Genomic DNA, 24,970 nt, shown 5'->3' with positions numbered 1-24,970 from the left:
TAAGCATAATTGTAGTGCTGTCTAAAATTAAAGCAGTAGACGCTGCCGGAACCATAGGTCTCAGGACCATCAAACTTCGTCTGGAAACCAGATCCGCAGGTTTTACCTTGAAAGCGCCGCGTTCTTGTTCCATATGAGCGCCACGACCTTGAGAATCATCAGGTCTTTGCGAGCCGCGTGTTCTGATCCCGTTTACGGTTTCTGGCTTGCCCCTTCAGCTAACCAAAACCGACGCCCCAGACACGCGGGTGTCTCAGACACCCGCCCGCACCTGACATCCCTGTCGGGCGCGCGCCATGACTCATAGAAAGATACCCTTTTGACCTCCTTTCAGGATTTCGGCCTCGCCGATCCAATCTCGCGTGCACTTAAAGAAGAAAATTACGTCACGCCCACCCCAATCCAGGCTCAAACCATTCCCATCGCGATCACCGGCCGAGACGTGATCGGCATCGCGCAAACCGGCACCGGCAAGACCGCGTCCTTCGCGCTCCCGATCCTGCATCGCCTGCTGGAAAACCGCATCAAGCCGCAGCCCAAGACCTGCCGCGTGCTGGTGCTGAGCCCCACCCGCGAACTCTCCGGCCAGATCCTCGAGAGCTTCAACGCCTACGGACGGCATGTGAAGCTGACCTCGGCGCTGGCGATCGGCGGCGTCCCGATGGGCCGTCAGGTCCGCTCCGTCATGCAGGGCGTCGACGTCATGGTGGCGACGCCGGGCCGTCTACTCGACATGGTCCAGGGCAATGCCCTGAAGCTCAATCAGGTCGAATTTCTCGTCCTCGACGAAGCCGACCGTATGCTCGACATGGGCTTCATCAACGACATCCGCAAAATCGTCGCCAAGATGCCGGTCAAGCGCCAGACCCTGTTCTTCTCGGCGACCATGCCGAAGGACATCGCCGACCTCGCCGAACAGATGCTGCACAATCCGGCCCGCGTCGCCGTCACGCCGGTGGCGTCCACGGTGGAACGCATCGCCCAGCGCATCATCCAGGTCGATCACGCGGCCAAGCCCGCCATTCTGGCGCAGTTGCTCAAGTCCGAGCCGGTCAACCGCGCGCTGGTGTTCACACGCACCAAGCACGGCGCCGACAAGGTCGTGAAAGGCCTCGCCCGCGCAGGCATTCCCGCCGACGCCATTCACGGCAACAAGTCGCAGAACCACCGCGAGCGCGTGCTCGCGGCGTTCCGCACCGGCGAGATCCGTACCCTGATCGCCACCGACATTGCCGCACGCGGCATCGATGTCGACGGCATCACCCACGTGTTCAATTTCGACCTGCCGAACATTCCCGAAAGCTATGTCCACCGCATCGGCCGCACCGCGCGCGCCGGCGCCGAAGGCACGGCGATTTCGCTGGTGGCCGGCGGTGAGGAACTCAGCTATCTGCGCGATATCGAAAGACTGATCAAAATCACGCTGCCGAAGGAAGATCGCCGCACACCGGGCGGTCAGCGCACGGCAGCCCCCGCTCCTGCCCCGTCACAGCATCGCGGTGGTGGCCGTCCGCATGGACAGACGCCGCGTTCCAACGATGCCGCGCCCGGGTCGCAGGGTCCGCGCCGCCGCCGCCGTCCGAACGGTGGGATGCCGCAGTCCGACCGTCACGAAGCCGGCCGCCATGAGCAATCTCGGCCATCGCAAAATGCCAAGAGCGAGGGTATTCAGGGGGTCGCCTTCCTGCACCGGGAAAGCCGCCCGGCGCAGAACCAGCCCCGGCGCAATCAGCGCCCGCAACGCTCGTAACCTGATTTCATAAGTACCGATTAGAGGACTTGGAGACTTTATGGCCAAAGAAGAGCTGATCCAGTTCGAAGGACTGGTGACCGAAATTCTTCCCGATGCGCGCTATCGCGTCCAGCTCGATGCCGGACACGAAATCGTCGCCTACACTGCCGGGAAGATGAAGAAGAACCGCATCAAGACACTGGCGGGCGACCGGGTGACCATCGAAATGTCGCCTTACGATCTTGAGAAGGGTCGTCTGATTTTCCGTCACAAGGACGAACGTCCAGGTGGCGGCCCGCCCCGCGGCACTCCTCCGCGTGGGCAGTTCCGCCGCAGGTAACGGCGGCGCTCCGCGCGACCGACAGATTGCGCACGGCACAAGCCGTGCGCGATTCCGGTTTTGGAGCCCTGTCACGCGGACCCAAAAATCCGCGCATGGCAGGATTGTTTTGAACGCGTATTTCGCCTAATATTCACAGATCGATCTTCGGCCGGACGACCTAGCTATCCACCGGTACAGCCGGTTTAGACGCTGACGACCTCATCCAAATTTCGATCTCACCAGCCCATTTGAACGTGGGCTACGACTATAACTATCTTGAGAAGGACTACCTGCGTGAGCATGGGAACTGTGAAGTGGTTCAACGCGACTAAGGGTTTCGGATTCATTCAGCCGGATGACGGCGGAAATGACGTGTTCGTTCACATCAGCGCCGTCGAGCGCGCTGGTCTGGGAACGCTGCGCGAAGGCCAGAAGATTTCCTACGAAATCGTCGCTGATCGCCGTTCGGGCAAGTCGTCGGCCGACAATCTGCGCGCCGCTGGCTAACGGAGGCTCCGCAGCTTCCGCTGCGGAATTCCAGCCGTAGACCAAAATGAAAAGGCCGTGCGGTTCGCACGGCCTTTTTTATTTCTCGCCAGTTTTGACAATCCGATCAGCTCGTCGGGCCTATAACCGTTTCGGATTGACGCGGGCGCGTGAAGCACTCGTCGCTCAGGGGAAATCCCCCCTTCATCACGAAGCCGATGATCGGGATATAGGTATACGTCACCTCGCTCCAGATCAGCTGCGTGTTCGCAACCAGAAGTCCGGGCGGAATGGTGGTGATGACCGTATCCTTCGCATATTCCTTCGTCACGGTGATTGAACTTCCGGCAACGACGCCTCTGTAACTCCAGACCACCTTCGCCACCTTCGATGCATCGATGCTGATCGCCGACACCTTCTGCGTCATGGTCGTCGCCGTCACGGGATAGGGCGACATGATGGCGCTGCCCAACCCGAAGAAGTTTGTGAGCTCGGTTTGCGTCACTTGCGTCCCTTGCGAGACGAGATCGGACAACGACCGCGCAACCAGCGTCACCTTGCGGTCGATCGCCACGCCGCTCGACACTTCGATCGTACCGAATATCAGCGTCAGCATCAGCGGCAGAATGAACGCGAATTCGACCGCGGCCAGACCACGCGCGTCCCGCGCGAAGCGAGTTGCGAGCCTGCGGCCGCGAGGTATGATCTTTGATCTCCCAGTCATCTCATGAGCCATTCGGTTCGACGCGGAATGCAGTTGTAGCCGCCAGCAGGCGCTTGGCGTTGGACGTGTTGGCTCCGATGTTCGCGATGTTGTAGCCGAGCTGGGTGACGTACAGCGGCCACTGATAGAACGCACGGATCAGGACGGTCTCGCCGGATTTCGGCATCTGATAGACGGACGTGTTGACAAAATTTCCGCCGTTGATCGGGGCGGCAAGGTCGGCGGCCGGAATAAGCGTATTCGCCGGATACGCCCTCACGGACACGACAAGCGGACCGGCAGGGTTGCTGTCACACGTGAACAGCGACTTGATGCGGTCGCACAGATTTTGCTGAAACTGCGCCTGCGTCATGTTTGCGCCCTGAGCCTGGTTCGTCAGCATCAGGCGCGCCGCATCCTGCGTCCCGGTTTCCAGAACCTGGGCCGCGAAAAACATCAGCGCGGTTTCGATAATGGCGAACAGCAACGCAAAGAATATCGGAGCGATAAACGCAAACTCGACGGCGGCGGAGCCGTGCCGGTTGCGGCGAAACCGGCGGAGCGTCTTGTTGAGCGCGGTCAGCGATGTCGCAGGCGAGCGCATCGGACTATCCTTGTGATGCAGCGGAAATAACTACCGCCGAGAATAGCCGACAGAGATTGTTGAATGCTTGCGCCGGATCAAAACAACATGCGGCGCGGGATTAACAGATTGTTAACCGAATCATTCCGCGCCGATGCTTCACATCAGGGCTTGGATCCGGCGGCGCTGGCCTGCCCGATCAGATTGCCGGTCTGGCCCAGCGTCTGCGTGAAATAGTCTTGTCCGTCACCCAGCGTGACGCGCCGCTGGCAGGCCGGCGTACAGCTGTAGGATTCACGTTGGAGGCCGCGGAAGACCGTCACCAGCTTGTCGCTCGGGCCTTCGACCTGGATGGAGCGGTCGGTCAGAATGGCGCCGGCGCGATCCATGGCGATCATGTTCGTCGAGCCGTAGCCCTTGCCGGTGACCACCACCATGCCGCCGGGCTGGAGGGTCACATCGGCGATCAAGGGGTTTCCGACCACGATCGTGGCGACCTTCTCCGGCAGCTTGACGACCTTGGCCTGGTCCACAACCACCTCGACCGGACCTTCGCCGGTTCCGGCGAGCGTCACCACCGGACACATCAGGAATCCAGCCACGAGAACCCGCAACGCGACGGACCCGCGCGCGTAACGACGCGAAACATTGGACATACTCTACTCCGGGACGTCTACAAGCCGGCAAAAACGATACGCAACGGTGCCGGCGCCCGACATGGCAAATCTGACGTTAATTGATGAATGAACTGCAAACGGAACGCGTTCGCGGCGCCAGCGCCATCCGGAAACGCGCTTGAAACAACGGCTCGATCGAAGTCATCGCCTTTACGCGATGCCGTTAAATCAGCATTTACCGTTCGCAAGAAGAGCCGAATACCCTGGTCTTTCCGCAATCGAATTAACTGCGCTGCAATTCCTGGCCCTTACGTTGACACCATGGTCACGGTGGTTTCCGCCCCGCAAAGACCAGAGTTCTGCAGCCACGTGTACAAATGGAGTTACTGATGACCAAGCTCATTGCTCGTTTCGTCAAGGACGAATCCGGCGCCACCGCTATTGAATACGGCCTGATCGCTTCGGGCATCGCCCTTGCTGTCATCGCGGCAGTCAATGGCACGGGCACCAAGCTCTCGGGCACCTTCACCAAGATCACTTCGTCGCTCACCAACTAAGCGACCGCGTTCTTACGGACACAAAGGGCTTCGGGAGACCGAAGCCCTTTTTGTTCGTCGACTACCTTTACGCGATCGATGCAAGTTGAGTTGAATTGCGAATGCAGCCCTCCGATGCCCGCAGGCACCCCCATGCAATCCTGCCGCGCCCGGCCCGTTCCCGGCGCGACATAACAATGACGGTTTGCGCGGCGCTGATCCTCGCAACGCTGACAATCCTGTTCCGGATCGCAGAAACTGCCGGGGCTTCGTTTCACGATTGTTCATTTGTGAGCGCTAGTCTGCCCCTGACCGCTCATTGTCCTGAACATCCAATGGCCTCCGACACGCCATGATCCTCGATCTTGCCCGGCTTTTCCTGTTCCCCGCACTGATCGCGTTTGCCGCGGCAAGCGATCTTCTCACCATGACGATTTCGAACCGGGTCTCCTTGCTGCTGCTGGCCGGCTTCTTCGTACTGGCGGCATTCGGCGGCATGCCGATGCAGAGCATCGCGATGCACGCGGGCGCCGGCATCGCCGTTTTGGTGGTCGCCTTCGGGTGCTTCGCCATGGGATGGGTCGGGGGCGGCGACGCCAAGATCGCCGCGACGGCGGCGCTGTGGTTCGGCTTCGAGCACCTGATGAACTTTCTGGTCTATGCGTCCCTGTTCGGCGGCGCGCTGACCCTGCTGCTGCTTGAATTCCGGCAATGGCCTCTGCCCTACATGCTCGGTTCCCAGCAATGGCTGCAACGCCTGCACGACCGGCAAAGCGGAATTCCCTACGGCATCGCGCTCGCCCTGGGAGCGCTGATCGTCTACCCGGACACCGAATGGATGAAGGCAGTCGACCTCGCCCGCTTCATCGGCCAGTGAACGCGTCGGCAACATCTCGTTAACGCGATTTAGATACGCCTCATTAACCATGCTTTGACCTTTAACTGGTCAAATCCCGCCACAGCGACAGGTGCGTCGCGGCGTGATGTGGGAAGTGAGCGTATGAATACCGCGCGGATTGTCGTCCTGACCGTTGCCATTTGTGCCGGCGGCGCTGCAGCCTACCTTGCAAGCGGTTCCGATCCCAAGCCGGTCGCCGAAACGCCCCAGATGGATACGACCGACGTTCTCGTCGCCCGTGGCGATATTCCGCTGGGCCAGACGGTCACGCCGGACGATCTGCAATGGCAATCCTGGCCCACGACTACCGCCAGTTCGAGCTTCATCCGCCGCAATGATCGCGCCGAGGCAATGAGCCAGATCGTCGGGTCCATTGCGCGCTCGCCGTTCATGGCCGGCGAACCGATCCGCGAAACCAAACTCGTGAAGGGCAACGGCTCCGGCTTCATGGCCGCCATCCTGCCGACCGGCATGCGCGCGATCTCGACCGAGATTTCGCCGGAAACCGGCGCCGGCGGATTCATCCTGCCCAACGACAAGGTCGATGTCATTCTAACCAAGCGCGACAAGGTCGCCGACCGAAGCGGCAGCAATGTCGATGTCATCAATTCCGAAACCATTCTGGTCAACGTCCGCGTTCTCGCGATCGACCAGACGGTGGGGGAAAAAGACGGACAGAAGGTCGTGGTCGGCAAGACCGCCACGCTTGAGCTCAAGCCTGAACAGGCGGAATCACTGGCGCGCGCGCGGCAGAGCGGAACATTGTCGCTCGCGCTGCGCAGCCTCGTCGATGCCGGCCAGCAAGACATCATCCTCACCGACAAGGGCGACACGGTGAACGTCGTTCGCTACGGCATTCCAACCACAATGACGACGACACGAAAGTGATCGAGAGGGCGAATAGAATGAGGCGAGAGGGACATCAGGCAGCCGTGCGGACCTTTATGGTGCGTGCCCTGTCGTTTGCCGCGGTCTCGGCGCTGACGCTGAACCCCGCGTTGTCGCCCGTCATCGCGAGCGACTATCGCGCTCCCGTGGCTGCCGTAGCCTCCGCGGGCGGCCAATTGAACGCGCGCTTCCTGCCGCTCGGCATCGGAAAATCCGTCGTCATCGACCTGCCGCGCGACATCAAGGACGTTCTGGTCGCCGATCCGAAAATCGCCAACGCCGTCGTGCGTTCGGCGCAGCGCGCCTACATCATCGGTGCCGCTGTCGGTCAGACCAACATCATCTTCTTCGACAGCACAGGCCAGCAGATCGCCGCTTACGATATCGCGGTCACGCGTGATCTCAACGGCGTCCGCGCCGCGCTGAAGCAGGCATTTCCGAACTCCGACATCCGGATCGAGGGCGTCGGCGACGGCGTCGTGCTGTCCGGCTCGGTCTCCAATCCGCTGGAAGCGCAGCAGGCGCAGGAAATGGCCATGCGGCTGGCCGGAGGCACCGACAAGGTCGTCAACAGCATCGCGGTTCGCGGGCGCGATCAGGTCATGCTCAAGGTCACCGTCGCCGAGGTTCAGCGCGACATCATCAAGCAGCTCGGCATCGACCTGAGCGCGAGCATGAACTACGGCACCGCCGTCGTGAATTTCAACAACAACAATCCATTCACGGCTTTCGGACGCCCGCTGGTCGCCGGCAACTCCGCGAAAGCCGGATTTGGCTCCGGGGTGGGAGGCGTGCCGGCTGTGCAGGCCACCATGCGCGCCATGGAAAGCGCAGGCGTCGTCCGCACGCTTGCGGAACCGAATCTCACCGCGATTTCCGGCGAATCCGCAACCTTCCTCGCGGGCGGCGAATTTCCGCTGCCCAAGGGATACACCTGCGACCCGATTACCCGCGCGTGTACCACACAGATCGATTTCAAGAAGTTCGGCATCGCGCTGAACTTCACGCCGATGGTTCTGTCGGAAGGCCGCATCAGTCTTCGGGTGATGACCGAAGTCTCCGAACTGTCGCCGGACAACGCCATCACGCTGGAACAGGCGGGAAGCACCCTGACCATTCCATCGGTCAAGACCCGCCGCGCGGAAACGACTCTTGAAATTCCATCGGGCGGCTCGATGGCGATGGCCGGCCTGATTCAGGAACAGACCAAGCAATCCATCAACGGCCTGCCCGGACTGGCACAGTTGCCCGTGCTCGGAACGCTGTTCCGCAGCCGCGATTACGTCAACCGCAACACCGAACTCATGGTGCTCGTGACTCCTTACATCGTCCGCGCGGTCGCGCAGAAGGATCTGTCGCGTCCCGACGACGGGTTTGCCGATGCCGCCGATCCGCAGTCGGACCTGCTGGGCAATATCAACCGAATCTACGGCGCTCCCGGACGTGCTGAGCCGGGCCGCAAGTATCGCGGCACCTACGGCTTTATCACCGACTGAGATGGGACAAGGACAGTAGCGATGACGATACGAGTACCCCATCTCAAGCGCAGCCTGCGGGTCGCAGTCGCCCTTCTCGGGGCGTCTGCCGCGTTGGGAGCCTGCACGCATACGGATCAGGACACGGTGACGGGCAGCATTCCGAACGACTACCGCCAGCGCCATCCCATCGTGATTCAGGAAGCCAATCGCACGACAGAAGTCTTCGTCGGCAGCGGGCGAGGCGGTCTCACCTCCGCGCAGCGCTCGGACATCGCGGGCCTTGCGGAAACCTGGCTGCGTGAAGGCACCGGCGGCATCATCATCGATATGCCGGTCAACACCCCGAACGCCCGCGTCGCGACCGACTCGCTGCGCGAAATCCAGGGCATCCTCGCCGCCTCCGGCGTTCCGGCGCGCGGTGTCATCGTCCGGAATTACCGGCCGACCGATCCCCGGCTGTTTGCGACCATCCGCGTGAACTATCCGCGGATCACCGCCGACGCCGGTCCTTGCGGCACCTGGCCGGAAGACCTCGGCCCGTCCGTCAAGAACAAGGGCTATCTGGAAAACCGGCCTTACTACAATCTCGGCTGCGCCACACAGCGCAATATGGCGGCGATGGTCGACAATCCGTCCGATCTCGTTCAGCCACGGTCCGAGACGCCGGCCTATACGCCTCGCCGCAACATTGCGTTCGACAAGTATCGCAAGGGCATGACGACAACGACCGTCTATCCGGAAGCCGACAAGGCCAAACTCAGCGATGTAGGCAAATGATTAGTTACGCGCGTCAAGATCAGGAAGACGGTTCGGCCTCTCCCGCCGCGGACGAACATATCGCGCCGGCGCCGCGCGTCTCCATACAGGCATTCTGCGAAACCGTCGAAACCGCCGCGGCCGTGCAGGCTGCCGGTGAAGACCGGCGTCTGGACAAGGCCCATCTCAAGATTCAAATGGGCGGCATGGCGGCGGCCATAGAGGCCTACCGCACCGCGCCGACGCCGAACGTCATTCTTCTCGAAACCGAGGGCCGGAACGACATTCTGTCCGGCCTCGACCAGCTTGCAACGGTGTGCGACGCCGGCACCCGCGTCGTCGTGGTGGGCCGCGTCAACGACGTCGTGCTGTATCGCGAACTCGTGCGTCGCGGCATCAGCGACTACATGATCGCTCCCGTCGCGCCTCTCGACGTCGTGCGCTCGATCTGCGGCCTGTTCTCGGTCGCCGAAGCGAAAGCCGTCGGCCGGATCATTGCTGTCGTCGGCGCCAAGGGCGGTGTCGGCGCATCCACGGTGGCGCACAACGTCGCCTGGGCGATCGCGCGCGATCTCGCGCTGGATTCGGTTGTCGCCGATCTCGACCTTGCATTCGGAACCGCGGGCCTCGATTACAACCAGGACCCTCCGCAGGGCATCGCCGATGCTGTTTTCTCGCCGGACCGCATCGACACCGCCTTCATGGATCGCCTGCTGTCCAAATGCACCGACCATCTCAGCCTGCTCGCCGCTCCGGCCACGCTCGAGCGGGTCTATGATTTCGGCACCGACGCCTTCGATTCGATTTTCGATACGCTGCGCACCACGATGCCGTGCATCGTGCTCGACGTGCCGCATCAGTGGTCGGGATGGACCAAGCGCGCGCTGGTCGGCGCGGACGACATCCTCATTGTCGCGTGCCCCGATCTCGCCAACCTGCGCAACACCAAGAACATGTTCGATACGCTGAAGGCCGCGCGGCCCAACGACAGGCCGCCGCTTTACTGTATCAACCAGGCCGGCGTGCCGAAACGGCCCGAAATCAATACCAGCGAATTCGCCAAGGCGATCGAAAGCCAGCCGATCGTGACCATTCCGTTCGAGCCGCAGATTTTCGGCGCGGCCGCCAACAACGGACAGATGATCGCGGAAATCGCGGCCAACCATCGCACCTCCGAGATGTTTCTGCAGATCGCGCAGCGCCTGACCGGACGTGGCGAAGCCAAGAAGCCGCGCAGTTCGTTCCTTTCGCCTTTGCTCGAGAAACTTCGGGCAAAATAGACTTTCGCGTGGGGTATCGTCGTGTTTGGTAAGCGTAGCGGATCAGAGGCCGATGTCCGGGCACCAGTGCATGCGGACCGTGGGCAAGACGTAACGCCCGCCGCCGCGCGGTCGAGCACACCTTCCATGGCGAGCGTTGCATCGCCCCCGCTGTCGCCGGCGCGCCCGGCCGCGCCCCCGCCCGTGGCCGAAGCCCGGCGTTCCGATGCCTACTATCAGGTCAAGGCGACGATTTTCGGCGCGCTGATCGAGGCGATCGATCTCGCCCAGCTTGCAAAGCTCGACGTCGAGTCGGCCCGCGAGGAAATCCGCGACATCGTCAACGAGATCATCGCGATCAAGAACATCGTGATGTCGATTTCCGAGCAGGAAGAACTGCTCGACGATATCTGCAACGACGTTCTGGGTTACGGACCGCTTGAGCCGCTGCTGTCGCGCGACGACATCTCCGACATCATGGTCAACGGCGCCGGCACCGTCTACATCGAAGTCGCCGGCAAGATCCAGCGCACAGGAATCCGGTTTCGCGACAATCAGCAGCTGCTCAATATCTGTCAGCGCATCGTCAGCCAGGTCGGCCGGCGCGTCGACGAATCCTCACCGATCTGCGACGCGCGCCTCGCCGACGGCTCGCGCGTCAATGCCATCGTGCCGCCGCTATCGATCGACGGGCCGGCGCTCACCATTCGTAAATTCAAGAAGGACAAGCTGACGCTCGATCAGCTCGTCAAGTTCGGAGCGATCACGCCGGAAGGCGCCCAGATCCTGCAGGTCATCGGACGCTGCCGCGCCAACGTGCTGATCTCGGGCGGCACGGGCTCCGGCAAGACGACGCTGCTGAACTGCCTGACCAACTATATCGACGACGACGAGCGCATCATCACCTGCGAAGACGCCGCGGAACTTCAGTTGCAACAGCCCCACGTGGTGCGACTGGAAACCCGTCCTCCGAATATCGAAGGCGAAGGCCAGATCACCATGCGCGATCTGGTCCGCAACTGCCTGCGTATGCGCCCCGAACGCATTATCGTCGGCGAAGTCCGCGGCCCCGAAGCATTCGATCTGCTGCAAGCGATGAACACCGGCCACGACGGATCGATGGGAACGCTGCACGCCAACAACCCGCGCGAGGCTCTGTCCCGCGCCGAATCCATGATCACGATGGGCGGCTTCTCGCTGCCGTCGCGCACCATTCGCGAAATGATCTGCGCCTCGATCGATATCGTCATCCAGGCGGCCCGCCTGCGCGACGGTTCGCGCCGCATCACCCACATCACCGAGGTGATGGGCATGGAAGGCGACACCATCATCACGCAGGATCTCTTCGTCTACGATCTGATGGGTGAAGACATCAACGGCAACATCATCGGGCGGCATCGCTCGACCGGCATCGGCCGTCCGCGGTTCTGGGACCGTGCGCGCTACTATGGCGAAGAAAAGCGACTCGCCGCGGCGCTCGACGCGGCCGAAGTCGCCAACCCCGGCACATAGGGAGCCTCGCCATGACCATGCAGGCGCTCGCGCTGGCCTTCCTCTCCGCTCTCACCATCGGCGGTCTGGCCTGGGTTTTTGTCTATCCATTGCTCTCCGGCGAAAAGCAGGCGGAGAAACGCCGGGCATCCTTCACGAGCTCGGCACCCGCCTTGCGTGTCGATGACCGGATGCGGTCGCGCCGCGTGCAGGTCGAAGATTCGATGAAGGAGCTCGAGCAGCGCCTTGCGGCAACGAAAAAGGTCTCGCTGTCGATCCGCATTTCCCAGGCCGGACTGACCTGGACGAAACAGCAATTCGTGATCGGCTCGGCCGTTCTGGGCGGAGCCGTTCTGATCGCCGCCTTTATCGGCGGCATGGCGCTTCTGCCCGCGATCGGCTTCGCCGCCGCGATGGGTTTCGGGCTGCCGCGGTGGGTGCTGGGCTTTCTCAAGAAGCGCCGCGAGAAGAAGTTTCTCGACGCCCTGCCCGACGCTGTGGATGTCATCGTGCGCGGCATCAAGGCCGGTCTGCCGCTGTTCGATTCCATCAAGGTCGTCGTGGCCGATGCGCCGGAACCGCTGCGCAGCGAATTCAGCGCCATCGTCGAGACGCAGACCATCGGAATGCCGCTGGGTGACGCATGCCAGCGGCTCTACGAAAGAATGCCGCTGCCGGAAGCAAACTTCTTCGGTATCGTGGTTGCGATTCAGACCAAGTCGGGCGGCAATCTGTCGGAAGCCCTTGGAAACCTCTCGAAGGTGCTTCGCGACCGGCGGAAAATGTCGGCGAAAATTCAGGCGATGTCGATGGAAGCCAAGGCTTCCGCCGGCATCATCGGCTCGCTGCCTCCGATCGTGATGATCATGGTTTACATCATGACGCCCGAATACATCTCGCTGTTGTGGACCCATCCGACCGGGCGGCTGATGCTTGCCGCCTGCGCGTTGTGGATGGCGACCGGCATCTTCGTGATGAAGAAAATGATCAATTTCGATTTCTGACGAGGAACCATGATCGATCTTCTCATCGAAAAATTCCACGACGTCAGATTCATGACCATGCTTCTGGCCGCTATCGCGGCGAGCGCGACCGCCTATACGCTGATCACGCCGATGTTCGCGGGCGAAGGACTTGCCAAGCGCATGAAGGCGGTGGCCAGCGAGCGCGAGCGGCTCCGCCAGCGCGAGCGCGAGCGCATGAACCGCAACGAGAAGGTCTCGCTGCGCCAGAACCCGAAGCAGGTGGTGCAAGGCGTCGTCGGCAAGCTCAATCTGGGAAAATGGCTGGCCCAGGAAGAAGCCCGCGACAAGCTGGTCATGGCGGGCTATCGCGGTCAGGCGCCTTACGTCACGTTTCTTTTCTTCCGTCTCGTCATGCCGATCGTGTTCCTGATCGGCGCGGTGCTCTATGTGTTCGTCATTTCGAACATGCAGCAGACCACGCTGATGAAGATCGGCATATGCATCGGCGCCACCTGGGCCGGCATGCAGGCCCCCATGGTGTTTCTGAAGAATGCGATCACAAAGCGCCAGTTGTCGATCAAGCGCGCATTCCCGGATGCGCTCGATCTGCTGCTGATCTGCATCGAATCCGGCATGTCGATCGAAGCCGCGTTTCGCAGGGTCAGCAATGAAATCGGCACCCAGTCGATCGCGCTGGCCGAGGAATTCTCGCTGACGACGGCGGAACTGTCCTATCTTCAGGACCGCAAGACGGCCTATGAAAACCTCGCCAAACGCACCGGCCTCGAAGGCGTGAAATCGGTCTGTCTCGCCCTGATGCAGTCGGAACGGTACGGCACGCCGCTCGGACAGACGCTGCGCGTCATGGCTCAGGAAAACCGCGACATGCGCATGAACGAAGCCGAGAAGAAGGCCGCCGCGCTGCCGCCGAAACTGACGGTGCCGATGATCGTGTTCTTCCTGCCGGTCCTGTTCGTGGTCATTCTCGGCCCGACCGGCATCAAGGTCACGGAATACATGAGGTAACGCGGCGCGGCGTCCGAATGGACGCTGCACCCTTGCCCTCGATGTGACTGTCTGATTGCCATTCCACGCAGCGCGCTCGCGACAACGCGACCCGCCACTTGCTAATTCTCACGGCTGGATTGTTTCGCGGCGCCATCGGGCGGGCCATAGCGCGTCGAAGACGCGCGTAAACGCGCTTGTGGCGCCGACCCGGCTCGCAATGACGAGGAGCTTACGACCGGTGGGGCTCTGCCACCGCCGTTGTCTGCGGTCCGCGGCCGTCGCGGCTGAGCATCTGCTTCAGATAGGCGACATTGGCTTCAGCTTCCTCAGCCGGCAGGTCGGCCTTCACGATGGCCTCGGCCTCGCTGAAACGGCCTTGCAGCCCGATCACCAGCGCCAGATTCTGACGGACGCGGGCGTCGGTCGAGCCGCGCTGATAGGCCCGGCGCAGCACCGCCTCGGCCTTGGGTAACTCCCTCGAGAGAACATACGACATGCCCAGATTGGACAGCACGGAGGGATCTTCAGGGGCGATCTTCAGGGCGCTCGTGTAGTAGCGGCGCGCCTCGTCGTGCTTGCCCATCTGATCGAGCGTAGTGCCCTGGACCGACAGGATTCGCCAGTCCGGGTTTGCAGGCGTGTGAGAGCGCGTCAGGATGTCGAACGCCTGCTGGAAATTTCCGTTGTCGGCCAGCGCACGGCCATAGGCCGCCAGCAAGGTCTTGTTGCCGGGATTGGCGATGGTCGCCTGCTCCAACACGGCCACGGCCTGCTGGCGCTGCCCGTTCTTGCGCAGCGACTGACCATATTGAAGGGCGGCAGCCGCATCGCGCGGGTTGGCACGATAGCGCTCGCCATAGGCGTCGATCTCGTTGCGCGAAACCTCGGCCGGGCCAGCGTCCGCGCGCGCATTCAGCGAACCGGTGATATCCGGCGAGCCTGCGGTCTGGCAGCCGGCAAGACCGACGGCGAGAACAGCCGCGACGGCGGCAGATCCGAGATGCCGGGAAAAGGACGAATGACGCATGACACATGGACTCGCTTGTCGAGGTTTGGCGAAGCCGATGCGTTCAGCAATAAAGCGTTAACCCTAATGGCTGGTTAACCGCTGATCCGGCGTGCGGGCCCTACTCGGTCAAAAGACGTGTCAAAACGCGATCTTGAGCCTGCCGCACAGCCCTGCGGCGCTGCTATAGTGACCGCCTGTCACCCGCCCTGTCTGGGAACCCCATGCACCCTGCCTTTCAGAGTTCCGCCTCCGCCACTCCCATCACCTTCGCAACCAAATCGACCTGGGAGGCGCTGAGCGCCACCCTTCCCGCCGCCGCCCGGCGTTTCGCGACGGCCAACGCTTTCACCGCGAAGCCCGGCCAATATCTCGCGCTGCCGGCGGACGACGGGTCGCTTGCCCACGTCCTGTTCGGCATCGAGGATCAATCGAGCGAATGGCACGACCTGTTCCGGCCCGGCCAGTTGCCCGGCCTGCTGCCTGCCGGCACCTACAGTTTCGCCAATCCGCCCCACGATGCGCGGCTCGCCACGCTCGCGTTCGCGCTGGGGAGTTATCGCTTCGGCCGGTACAAAAAGAACGATGCGCCTGACGCGCGGCTCGTTCCGCCACCCGACATCGACATGGCGGACATCACCCGCATGGCCGACGCGGCTTCGCTGGCGCGCGACCTGATCAACACGCCCGCCAACGACATGGGGCCAGAAGAACTCGCGCAGGCCGCGCAGACGCTTGCGGACAAATTCGGCGCGGCGTTCTCCTGCATCGTCGGCGACGACCTGCTCAAGCAGAATTTTCCGCTGATCCATGCGGTCGGCATGGCCTCCACCCGCGCGCCGCGCCTGATCGACATCACATGGGGCGATCCGAAGCATCCCAAAATCACGCTGGTCGGCAAGGGCGTGTGCTTCGACACCGGCGGTCTCGATCTCAAGCCGTCCAGCGGCATGCTGATCATGAAAAAGGACATGGGCGGCGCGGCCAACGTGCTTGCGCTGGCGCACATGATCATGGATGCGAAGCTCAAGGTTCGCCTGCGGGTGCTGATTCCCGCCGTCGAGAACGCGGTGGCTGGCAATGCATTCCGGCCGCTCGATATTTTCCGCTCGCGCAAGGGTCTCAACGTCGAGATCGGCAACACCGATGCCGAGGGACGGCTGGTGCTGGCCGATGCGCTGGCGCTCGCCGACGAAGAAAGTCCCGACCTGTTGATCGATCTCGGCACCCTGACGGGCGCAGCCCGTGTCGCGCTGGGGCCGGACCTGCCGCCGTTCTACACCGACGATGAATCCCTTGCATCCGATGTCGCGCGCCACGCCCGCACGGAGAACGATCCGCTGTGGCGGATGCCGCTGTGGATGCCATACGACAAGTGGCTGGATTCCAAGACCGCGAACCTCAACAACGCGCCCGGCGGCGCGTTCGCGGGTTCGATCACCTGCGCGCTGTTTCTGAAGCGGTTTGTCGAGAGCGCCAAAAGCTGGCTTCACGTCGACATCTACGGCTGGACGCCGACGGCGAAGCCCGCCCGCCCCGAAGGCGGCGAGTGCCAGGCCGCGCGCGCGATCTACAAGCTGTTGAGCGAGCGCTATGGCTGATTCACGCCTCACGCCCGCACGGCCGGACCTCGCCGCGAAACATCTCGAAGGCCAGGTGAAAGCCACGCGCTTCGTCGACGGAACGGAATTTGAAATCTTCGATCCGATCGCGCCGCTGCGCCGCGAGCCGTCGCATGACGCCGCGCTCGATACCGAGGCGCTGAAGGGCGAACGCGTCATGATCTACGATCGCGACGCCGAGGGATGGGCGTGGGGACAATTGAAGTCCGACGGCTATGTCGGATGGCTGCCGGACAATGCGCTGGTGCAGCCGCGCTCAACGCCGACGCATAAGGTCACGGCGCTGAAGACGTTTGCCTTCCCCGGCCCGTCGATCAAGCTGCCGCCGGCCGAAAGTCTGCCGCTCGGGGCGCGCGTCCAGATCATCAAGACCGAAGGAATGTTCGCGATCACCAGCCAGCGGCATTACCTGCCTGCGCAGCATGTCGCCCCGCTCGACGCGTATGAGACAGATTTCGTGACAGTCGCCGAACGCTTCGTGGGCACGCCTTATCTGTGGGGCGGCAAATCCAGCCTCGGCATCGACTGCTCGGGACTGGTGCAGGTGTCCCTCGCCGCCGCAGGTATCAAAGCGCCGCGCGACAGCGACATGCAGGAAGCTGCATTGGGCACGGCGGTTCCGTCCGCACAATGGCATGATCTCAAACGCGGCGACCTGATTTTCTGGAAGGGCCATGTGGCCATCGTGCGCGACCGCGACACCATCGTTCACGCCAACGCGCATCATATGGCCACGGCGATCGAGCCTGTGCAGGCCGCCATTGCACGAATCAAAGCCGCGGGCAGCGATGTGACCAGCATCAGGCGGCTGAGCTAGATCTCACATCTCCGGAACGATATTCGGCGCTGCTTCGATGTTGAACGCCGCCGCGAACAGCGCGCGGGTGTAATCGGTCTTGGGATTCTTGAAGAGATCCGCCGCCACACCCTCCTCGACCACCTTGCCGTGCCGCATCACGATCAGGTTGCTCGCCAGTGAGGCCACAACACGCAGGTCGTGAGAAATGAACATGTAGGTCAGGTCGCGTTTGCGTTGCAGGTCGCGCAGCAGATCGACCATCTGGGCCTGAAACAGCATGTCGAGCGCACTGGTCGGCTCGTCCAGCACCACGAAATTCGGCTCCAGCACCACGGCGCGAGCGATGCTGATGCGCTGGCGCTGGCCGCCGGAGAATTCATGCGGATAGCGGAAGCGCGTCGCTGGATCGAGCCCGACCTCCTTCAGCGCCTTGATCACCCGCGCCTCGCGCTCGTCCTCGTTCAGCGACGGCTGATGTACGCCAAGGCCCTCGGCGACGATGTCGCCCACCGACATGCGCGGGCTGAGCGCACCGAACGGGTCCTGAAACACGATCTGCATGTCCCGGCGGACCGGGCGCATCTCCTTGAAATTCAGCCCCTGAATATCCTTGCCGAGAAACACGATCGGCCCCTTCGACGAAATCAGGCGCAACAGCGCGAGACCGAGCGTCGTTTTTCCCGACCCGGATTCGCCGACGACGCCGAGCGTCTCGCCCTGCCGCACCGACACGCTGACACCGTCCACCGCCTTGATGTGTCCGACGGTCTTGCGCAGCAGTCCGCGCTTGATCGGAAACCAGACCTTCAGATCGTCCGATGACATCACCACCGGCGCACCCGGGCGCGGCGGCGCGGGATCCGGCTTCGGCTCCGCCGCGAGCAACGCCTTGGTGTAGGGATGTTGCGCGGCGGTAAACACCTGCTCGACCGGGCCTTGCTCGACGATCTTGCCGTTGTTCATGACGCAGACCACGTCGGCGATGCGCCGCACGATGCCGAGATCGTGGGTGATGAACAACATGCTCATGCCGAGCCGCGTGCGAATGTCGGCAAGCAATTTCAGGATTTGCGCCTGCACGGTGACATCGAGCGCAGTCGTTGGTTCGTCCGCGATCAGCAGATCAGGCTCGTTCGCCAGCGCCATGGCGATCATCACGCGCTGCCGCTGGCCGCCGGACAACTGATGCGGGTAACTCGCCAGACGGGTTTCGGGCTCGGGAATGCCGACCTGCGTCAGCAGTTCGAGCGTTCGTTCGCGCGCCATCGCGCCGCGCACACCGCTGTGCAGGTAGATCACCTCGGCAATCTGCGCCTCGATGGTGTGCAGCGGATTGAGCGACGTCATCGGCTCTTGAAAAATGATCGAGATATCGTTGCCGCGGATGCCGCGAATCTCCCGCTCGCTCATCCCGAGCAGTTCCTGCCCCTTGAAGCGTATGCTGCCCGAGGGATGAAACGCAGTGGGATAGGGCAACAGCTTCAGAACGGACAGCGCGCTGACCGATTTGCCGGAACCGGACTCGCCGACCAGCGCCACGCATTGCCCGCGATCGATCGAGAAAGAAACATGATCGACCGCGACGCTCTCATTGCCGCCCTGACGGAACGCGACCGACAGATCACGCACATCGAGCAAAGGCTGGTTGATCGTGTCCAACATGCCTGCCTCTATCTAAACGTCTTGCGCGGATCGAAGGCGTCGCGCACGCCTTCGCCGATGAAGATCAAAAGCGACAGCATGATCGCGACCGAGAAGAAGCCGGTGAAACCGAGCCACGGCGCCTGCACATTCGACTTGCCCTGAGACAGCAACTCGCCGAGCGATGGCGAACCCGGCGGCAGGCCGAAGCCGAGGAAGTCCAGCGCCGTCAGCGTCATCACTGAGGACGACACGATGAACGGCAGGAAGGTCATGGTCGCGACCATCGCGTTCGGCAGCAGATGCCGGAACATGATGGTGCGGTTCGAGACGCCGAGCGCGCGCGCTGCCTGAATGTATTCGAAGTTGCGCCCGCGCAGGAATTCCGCGCGCACAAGTCCGACGAGCGACACCCATGAAAACAGCAGCAGGATTCCAAGCAGCACGAAGAATCCCGGCACCAAGACGGATGAGAGGATCAGCAGCAGGTACAGCGACGGGATCGCGGTCCACACTTCGATGAAACGCTGAAACATCAGATCGACCCAGCCGCCGAAATAGCCCTGAATGCCGCCGGCTGCGATTCCAATCACCGATGAAATGATCGTCAATGCGAGGCCGAACAGCACCGAAATGCGAAATCCGTAGATCAGCCGCGCGACCACATCGCGGCCCTGATCGTCGGTGCCGAGCCAGTTGTATTCGAGATCGCGGCAGCCCCTGACGCCCTTCTTCTCGACCACCGCCTTGCACTGCTGCTCGGTCAGCATCCATGTCGGCTTCGACGGCGCGGGCGTCGGCAGATCGAGGTTGTGCGTGCTGTAGGAATAGCGGATCAGCGGCCAGAGCACGAAGCCGTTCTTCTCGGCGATCAGCTTTTGCAGATAGGGATCGCGATAATCCGCCGCGGTCTCGAAGTCGCCGCCGAACGTGGTCTCGGAATAGCTCACGAAGGCCGGGAAATAGAGTTTGCCGTCGAACTTGATCAGGAATGGCCGGTCGTTGGCGATCAGTTCGGCGAACAGCGAGATCAGAAACAGAAACGAAAAAATCCAGAACGACCAGTAGCCCCGGCGATTGGATTTGAAATTCCGCCAGCGCCGCTGGTTGAGCGGCGATAGGCTAAGCGGATGGCGCGACGGCGGCACGGCCTCGCCCAACGGCGATAGCGCAGTCGTCTCAACTGGCGGGATCGGAGCCACCGTCATACTTCGCGCGCCTCGAAATCGATTCGCGGATCGATCCACATGTAGGCCAGATCCGAAATCAGATTGACCACAAGGCCGACCAGCGAAAAGATGAACAGCGTGCCGAACACCACCGGATAATCGCGATTGAGCACGCTCTCGAAGCCCAGCAGGCCAAGACCGTCGAGTGAAAAAATCGTCTCGATCAGCAGCGAGCCCGAGAAGAACGCGTGGATGAATGCGCTCGGAAAACCGGCGATCACGATCAGCATCGCGTTGCGGAAGATGTGCCCGTACAGCACCTGCGTCTCGCTGCAGCCTTTGGCGCGCGCGGTCATGACATACTGCTTGCGGATTTCATCAAGAAACGAATTCTTGGTCAGCAGCGTCATGGTGGCGAAGGCGCCGAGCGCCATCGAGATCAGCGGCAGCGTGATGTGCCAGAAGTAGTCGAGAATTTTCTGATACCAGGGAAATTGCGCCCAGCCGTCCGACGTCAGCCCTCGTAAAGGGAAGATGTCGAAGAACGATCCGCCCGCGAACAGGATGATGAGCAGGATCGCGAACAGAAATCCGGGAATCGCAAAGCCGATGATGATGATGCCGGAGGTCCAGACGTCGAACTTTGAACCGTCCTGAATGGCCTTGCGGATGCCGAGTGGAATCGAGATCAGATAGGTCAGCAAGGTCATCCAGATGCCGAGCGACATCGAGACCGGCAGCTTTTCCTTGATGAGCTGGATCACGCTGACGTCGCGGAAATAGCTCTTGCCGAAATCGAAGCGGGCGAAATTCCACACCATCAGGGCAAAGCGTTCCGGCGCCGGCTTGTCGAAGCCGAATTGCTTTTCGAGACTTTTCACGAAATCCGGATCCAGCCCCTGCGCGCCGCGATACTTCGAGCTGACCGCATCCGCGGATGCGCCGGCCTGAGGGCGCGAGGCGAAATCGCCGCCTGACGATCCCGAAATGCGTGAGCTGGCCCCGGTGTCCGAGCCCGACAGTTGCGCGATCACCCGCTCGACCGGTCCGCCGGGCGCGAACTGCACGACCACGAACGACACGAACAGAATGCCCAGCAACGTGGGTATCATCAGAAGGATGCGGCGGGCGATATACGCGCTCATGACTTATTTCGCCTGCTGGGGCTTGTTTGATTCAGGCTTCGTTTGTTCAGGCTTGGCCTGATCGGGCTTTCTGGCTTTCGCCTCGTCGGTCCACCACAGATCCGGCACACCGACGGAGCCCGCATAGCGCGGAATTTTCGGAGGATGGGCGAAGACATCCCAATAGGCAATGCGGTGGCTGCCTGAATACCATTGCGGTACCCAATAGCGGCCCGCGCGGAACACACGATCGAAAGCCCGGCAGGCGGTGCGCAACTCGTCGCGGTTCTCCGCGGCGATGATGCGCTCGATCAGCGCGTCGAGCGCCGGACTCTTGATGCCCGAAAGATTCTGCGATCCCTTGACGTCCGCGACCCGCGAGGAAAAGAACGTCCGCATCGCATCGCCCGGCGTGGACGACATGCTGAATCGCTGGATCGCAAGGTCGAAATCGAAATCGTCGACGCGTGAACGATACTGCACCGGATCGACCAGCCGCACGCTGGCGTCGATGCCGAGCGTTCCGAGGTTTTTGACATAAGGCGCGTGATGGGCCTGAAATGCCGGCTCGTCGAGCAGAAATTCGACCCGGAATGCATCCCCGTTCGGCAACCGCCGCTTGCCGTCCTTGATCGGACAACCCGCGTCCAGCAGGAGTTGCGACGCCTTGCGCAGCAGCGTGCGATCCTGGCCCGATCCATCGGTGACCGGCGCGACGAACGGCGCGCCGAAAACCTCATCCGGCACCTGGCCGCGAAACGGCTCGAGCAGCGCGAGTTCAGCCGCGGGAGGCATTCCTTCCGCCATCAGGTCCGAATTCTGGAACGGCGACTGGGTACGCGCGTAAGCGCCGTACATGATGGTCTTGTTGGTCCACTCGAAATCGAACGCATTGATCAGCGCCTCGCGCACGCGCGGATCCTTGAACTGCTCCCGGCGCATGTTGAGAAACCAGCCCTGCGCGCCCGACGGCGTCTCGTCCGGCAGCGTCTCCTGTTTGACGCGGCCGTCCTTGATCGCGGGGAAATCGTAGCGCGTGTTCCAGATGCGCGCTGTAAACTCCTCGCGATACAGATAGTTGCGGCCGGTGAATCCTTCGAACGCAACGTCGCGGTCGCGATAGAACTCATAACGTACCGCATCGAAATTGAATGCGCCACGCGACACCGGCAGATCCTTCGCCCACCAGTCCTTGACGCGATCGTATTCGATGTAGCGGCCGGACTCGAGGCGGCCGACCTTGTAGGGGCCGGAGCCGAGCGGAACGTCCATGGTGGATTCGTCGAACGGCTTCTTGCTGTAGTAAGCCTGCGAGAAGATCGGCAGCCCCGCGACATAGAGCGGCACATCGCGGCCGCGTTTGGCGGCGAACGTCACCGTCAGCGTCGCGTCGTCGTTGGCTTCCGCCTTGGTCATGTCGCGCAACTGCTGCTGAATGATCGGATGGCCTTTCTCCTTGAGGATATTCAGGGAGAATGCCGCGTCCTTCGCAGTCAGTTTAGTGCCGTCGTGAAATTTTGCCTCCGGCCGCAGCGTGAAACGATACACGAGCTTGTCCGGCGAAATCTTCACGGAGCGCGCGACAAGGCCGTACATCGCATCGGGCTCATCAGCGGCGCGGACCATCAGAGACGCAAAGGTCTGGTCCATGCCAGCCGCGCCGTCCCCCTTGAGGATGAAGCTGTTCAGCGAATTGAACGTTTGGAACGACGTGTTGTAAGACCTCGCCGATGGAACCGTCGAGAACACACCGCCCTTGGGCGCGCTGACATTCACATAGTCAAAATTGGAAAATCCTGCCGGATATTTCAGATCGCCGAACGCCGACATGCCGTGAGAGTCGGGAGCCACCTCGATGCCCTCGCCTGCGGCCCAGACAGGATGCGTCCACGCCGCAGCCATCGCGCTGCCGCCGAGAACAAGAACCCGCCGCCTTGTGACGCTGGTCAAGAACGCCTGCCGATCTTCTCGGCCTTCTCCTTGTCGAACCACCACAGCGTTGGCAGACCGGAGCGGCCGTACTTCGGTAACGGCGCGTGGCTGAAGCGGTCCCATCGCGCGTATCGCATAAAGCCATAGGTGAACTGCGGCACCACGTAATAATGCCAGAGCAGAACGCGATCGAGCGCCTTGGTCGCGGCGACCAGCGTCTCGCGATCGGCCGCGAAAATGATCTTGTCGATCAGCTTGTCCACCACCGGATTCTTGATGCCGACGCTGTTGCGCGATCCCGGCACGTCGGCGGTCTGCGAGCCCCAGAAATCGCGCTGCTCGTTGCCCGGCGACAGCGACTGGCCCCAGAGTTCCGTGATGATGTCGTAATCGAAACTGCGCACACGGTTCTGATACTGCGCGTCATCGACCGTGCGGACGGTCACATTGATGCCGAGACGTTCAAGCGACGGCTTGTAAAACAGGACGATGCGCTCGGCCGGCGGATTCGAGATGAGAAACTCCACCGAGACCTGCTTGCCGTCCTTGTCCACGAGCTTCTGATCGCGAACCTCATAGCCCGCCTCCTTGAGAAGCCGCGTCGCCTGACGCCGGTTTTCACGCACCTTCTCGGGATCGCCGCCGACGGGATTCTCGTAAGGCTTGGCGATCACCTCGGGCGGAATCTCGCCGTAGACTTCTTTCAGGATCTCGAACTCCCGGCCTTGCGGGATGCCGGAACTCGCCAGTTCGGTGCCTTCAAAGTAGCTGTTGATGCGCTTGTACTGGCCATAGAACAGTTGCTTGTTCATTTCCTCGAAATCGAACGCATAGTTGAAGGCGCGGCGAACGCGTTTGTCCTCGAACAATGGACGGCGGATGTTGAAGGCGAAGCCCTGCATCCGGCCGGAATCGTTGATCGGGAATTCCTCCAGCACCACACGTTTTTCGGTCACCGCCGGGAAATCATACGCCGTCGCCCAGCTTTTCGCCGAGGACTCGACGATCCAGTCGGCCTGATCCGCCTTGAACGCTTCGAGCGACACGGTGGTGTCGCGGAAGAATTCATAGCGAAGCTCGTCGAAATTGTTCTGGCCGATCCGCACCGGCGTCTTCTCGCCCCAGTAGTTTTTCACGCGCTCCAGCGTGACGGAGCGGCCCGCGACGAAATCCTTGATGGCGTAGGGACCGGAGCCGAGCGGCTTCTCGAGCGTCGTCGCGCCAACGTCGCGCTTGCGGCCTTCGCTGTCGGTGCCTTCCCACCAGTGCTTCGGCAGCACCGTCAGTTCGCCGACGATGGTCGGAAGTTCGCGGTTGCCCGGCTGATCGAACGTGAACTTGATATCGTGCGGCCCGACCTTCTCCGCCTTCACCACATGCTTGTAGTAGGACGAATACATCGGGCTGTATTTCTTCAGCGACTCCATCGAGAAAAGCACGTCCTCCGGCGTCACCGGCTTGCCGTCGTTCCAGCGCGCTTCCTTGCGCAAGCGATAGATCACCCAGGAATGATCGTCGGGATGCGACACCGACTCGGCGAGCAGGCCGTACTTGGTCGTCGCCTCGTCCTGCGACTGGGTCATCAGGGTTTCGTAGAGCAACCCGACCGCGGGCGCGATGTTGCCCTTCACGCCGGCAACGGCGAGATTGAAATTATCGAAGGTGCCGATCGATATCTGCCGCGCGGTGCCGCCTTTGGGCGCGTCCGGATTGACGTAATCGAAGCGCTTGAAGTCGGCGGGATACTTGATGTCGCCAAACAGCGACAGCGCATGTTGCCACACAGGTTGACCGGCGGACTGGGCGCCCGCGGCATCGATGGCGTTCACGCCCGCGGCTTTCAGCATCGGGGCTGCTGCAACAAAGGCTCCGCTCTGGAGCAGACGGCGGCGGGAAATGCTCAAATTGAAAGTTCCTGCTGCTGGTCGAAAATAGCTGTTGAGGCAACGTCTTGA

23 protein-coding genes are annotated in these 24,970 nt (G+C 61.9%); 14 read left to right on the top strand and 9 right to left on the bottom strand.

Annotation, left to right across the window (positions count from 1 at the left end; all coding sequences use genetic code 11):
* Window positions 1–319: 319 nt before the first annotated feature.
* The 3 genes from AC07UB_RS13760 to AC07UB_RS13750 all read left to right on the top strand — a co-directional run bounded on the left by AC07UB_RS13760 (window position 320) and on the right by AC07UB_RS13750 (window position 2,561).
* A complete protein-coding gene (locus tag AC07UB_RS13760; protein ID WP_492790966.1) occupies window positions 320–1,750 on the top strand; it encodes a DEAD/DEAH box helicase in 1,431 nt (476 codons plus the stop codon).
* 40 nt (window positions 1,751–1,790) lie between these two features.
* Entirely contained in the window at window positions 1,791–2,072 is a 282-nt protein-coding gene (gene infA / locus AC07UB_RS13755; protein WP_492790967.1) for a translation initiation factor IF-1, read from the top strand.
* A gap of 276 nt (window positions 2,073–2,348) precedes the next feature.
* Window positions 2,349–2,561 carry a cold-shock protein gene (locus AC07UB_RS13750; protein ID WP_011474122.1) on the top strand — a complete coding sequence of 71 codons (213 nt, stop codon included), beginning with the start codon at window positions 2,349–2,351 and terminating at the stop codon, window positions 2,559–2,561.
* A gap of 106 nt (window positions 2,562–2,667) precedes the next feature.
* Here AC07UB_RS13750 and AC07UB_RS13745 read toward each other — a convergent pair whose 3' ends face one another.
* The 3 genes from AC07UB_RS13745 to AC07UB_RS13735 form a co-directional block, all read right to left on the bottom strand.
* Window positions 2,668–3,264, bottom strand: coding sequence for a TadE/TadG family type IV pilus assembly protein (locus tag AC07UB_RS13745; protein WP_494653473.1), 597 nt, complete (start codon window positions 3,262–3,264; stop codon window positions 2,668–2,670).
* Between the two features lies 1 nt (window position 3,265).
* Window positions 3,266–3,847, bottom strand: a complete 582-nt coding sequence (locus AC07UB_RS13740) for a TadE/TadG family type IV pilus assembly protein (protein ID WP_492790969.1) — start codon at window positions 3,845–3,847, stop codon at window positions 3,266–3,268.
* A 143-nt stretch (window positions 3,848–3,990) separates the two neighbouring features.
* Entirely contained in the window at window positions 3,991–4,482 is a 492-nt protein-coding gene (locus AC07UB_RS13735; RefSeq protein WP_492790970.1) for a pilus assembly protein N-terminal domain-containing protein, read from the bottom strand.
* 350 nt (window positions 4,483–4,832) lie between these two features.
* On the opposite strand from AC07UB_RS13735, the gene AC07UB_RS13730 reads away from it, so the two are divergent.
* The 9 genes from AC07UB_RS13730 to AC07UB_RS13690 all read left to right on the top strand — a co-directional run bounded on the left by AC07UB_RS13730 (window position 4,833) and on the right by AC07UB_RS13690 (window position 13,740).
* Window positions 4,833–5,000, top strand: a complete 168-nt coding sequence (locus tag AC07UB_RS13730) for a Flp family type IVb pilin (RefSeq protein WP_492790971.1) — start codon at window positions 4,833–4,835, stop codon at window positions 4,998–5,000.
* 331 nt (window positions 5,001–5,331) lie between these two features.
* Window positions 5,332–5,856, top strand: coding sequence for an A24 family peptidase (locus AC07UB_RS13725; protein ID WP_494653470.1), 525 nt, complete (start codon window positions 5,332–5,334; stop codon window positions 5,854–5,856).
* 123 nt (window positions 5,857–5,979) lie between these two features.
* Entirely contained in the window at window positions 5,980–6,765 is a 786-nt protein-coding gene (cpaB, locus tag AC07UB_RS13720; RefSeq protein WP_492790973.1) for a Flp pilus assembly protein CpaB, read from the top strand.
* Window positions 6,766–6,782: 17 nt separating this feature from the next.
* On the top strand, window positions 6,783–8,261 hold the full coding sequence (locus AC07UB_RS13715; protein WP_494653468.1) for a type II and III secretion system protein family protein: 1,479 nt from the start codon (window positions 6,783–6,785) through the stop codon (window positions 8,259–8,261).
* 21 nt (window positions 8,262–8,282) lie between these two features.
* Window positions 8,283–9,020, top strand: a complete 738-nt coding sequence (locus AC07UB_RS13710) for a CpaD family pilus assembly protein (RefSeq protein WP_494653466.1) — start codon at window positions 8,283–8,285, stop codon at window positions 9,018–9,020.
* Complete coding sequence (locus AC07UB_RS13705; protein WP_492790976.1) at window positions 9,017–10,279, top strand: CpaE/TadZ family protein; 1,263 nt, start codon at window positions 9,017–9,019, stop codon at window positions 10,277–10,279. Before AC07UB_RS13710 ends, AC07UB_RS13705 begins: the two co-directional genes overlap by 4 nt.
* A 21-nt stretch (window positions 10,280–10,300) precedes the next feature.
* Window positions 10,301–11,770, top strand: a complete 1,470-nt coding sequence (locus AC07UB_RS13700; protein ID WP_494653464.1) for a TadA family conjugal transfer-associated ATPase — start codon at window positions 10,301–10,303, stop codon at window positions 11,768–11,770.
* Window positions 11,771–11,781: 11 nt separating this feature from the next.
* Window positions 11,782–12,753: a type II secretion system F family protein gene (locus AC07UB_RS13695; RefSeq protein WP_492790978.1), complete on the top strand. Its 972-nt coding sequence runs from the start codon at window positions 11,782–11,784 to the stop codon at window positions 12,751–12,753.
* A 9-nt stretch (window positions 12,754–12,762) separates the two neighbouring features.
* Window positions 12,763–13,740, top strand: coding sequence for a type II secretion system F family protein (locus AC07UB_RS13690; protein ID WP_492790979.1), 978 nt, complete (start codon window positions 12,763–12,765; stop codon window positions 13,738–13,740).
* A gap of 211 nt (window positions 13,741–13,951) precedes the next feature.
* Here the strand turns inward: AC07UB_RS13690 and AC07UB_RS13685 are convergent, their stop codons facing one another.
* Window positions 13,952–14,749, bottom strand: a complete 798-nt coding sequence (locus AC07UB_RS13685; RefSeq protein ID WP_492790980.1) for a tetratricopeptide repeat protein — start codon at window positions 14,747–14,749, stop codon at window positions 13,952–13,954.
* A gap of 203 nt (window positions 14,750–14,952) precedes the next feature.
* Between AC07UB_RS13685 and AC07UB_RS13680 the strand changes: the two genes are divergently transcribed.
* Both AC07UB_RS13680 and AC07UB_RS13675 read left to right on the top strand, forming a co-directional pair.
* A complete protein-coding gene (locus tag AC07UB_RS13680) occupies window positions 14,953–16,329 on the top strand; it encodes a leucyl aminopeptidase family protein (RefSeq protein WP_492790981.1) in 1,377 nt (458 codons plus the stop codon).
* Window positions 16,322–17,167 carry a C40 family peptidase gene (locus AC07UB_RS13675; protein ID WP_494653460.1) on the top strand — a complete coding sequence of 282 codons (846 nt, stop codon included), beginning with the start codon at window positions 16,322–16,324 and terminating at the stop codon, window positions 17,165–17,167. The genes AC07UB_RS13680 and AC07UB_RS13675 overlap by 8 nt, the downstream gene beginning before the upstream one ends.
* 3 nt (window positions 17,168–17,170) lie before the next feature.
* Here AC07UB_RS13675 and AC07UB_RS13670 read toward each other — a convergent pair whose 3' ends face one another.
* Genes AC07UB_RS13670 through AC07UB_RS13650 form a run of 5 tightly spaced genes read right to left on the bottom strand, consistent with a single transcriptional unit; the run spans window position 17,171 to window position 24,919 of the window.
* Window positions 17,171–18,808 (bottom strand): ABC transporter ATP-binding protein, encoded by a 1,638-nt coding sequence (locus AC07UB_RS13670; protein WP_492792706.1) that lies wholly within the window; start codon window positions 18,806–18,808, stop codon window positions 17,171–17,173.
* 11 nt (window positions 18,809–18,819) lie between these two features.
* On the bottom strand, window positions 18,820–19,998 hold the full coding sequence (locus AC07UB_RS13665) for an ABC transporter permease (RefSeq protein WP_492790983.1): 1,179 nt from the start codon (window positions 19,996–19,998) through the stop codon (window positions 18,820–18,822).
* Window positions 19,995–21,104, bottom strand: coding sequence for a microcin C ABC transporter permease YejB (locus AC07UB_RS13660; RefSeq protein ID WP_492790984.1), 1,110 nt, complete (start codon window positions 21,102–21,104; stop codon window positions 19,995–19,997). Before AC07UB_RS13660 ends, AC07UB_RS13665 begins: the two co-directional genes overlap by 4 nt.
* 3 nt (window positions 21,105–21,107) lie before the next feature.
* A complete protein-coding gene (locus tag AC07UB_RS13655) occupies window positions 21,108–23,033 on the bottom strand; it encodes an extracellular solute-binding protein (RefSeq protein WP_494653459.1) in 1,926 nt (641 codons plus the stop codon).
* Window positions 23,030–24,919 carry an extracellular solute-binding protein gene (locus tag AC07UB_RS13650; protein ID WP_494653457.1) on the bottom strand — a complete coding sequence of 630 codons (1,890 nt, stop codon included), beginning with the start codon at window positions 24,917–24,919 and terminating at the stop codon, window positions 23,030–23,032. Before AC07UB_RS13650 ends, AC07UB_RS13655 begins: the two co-directional genes overlap by 4 nt.
* Between the last annotated feature and the right edge of the window lie 51 nt (window positions 24,920–24,970).

The sequence above is a fragment of the Afipia sp. GW821-FHT04G03 genome, assembly GCF_059419985.1.
The sequence above is the reverse complement of the archived record's forward strand: the minus strand, read 5'-3'. Positions and strand labels throughout refer to the sequence as shown.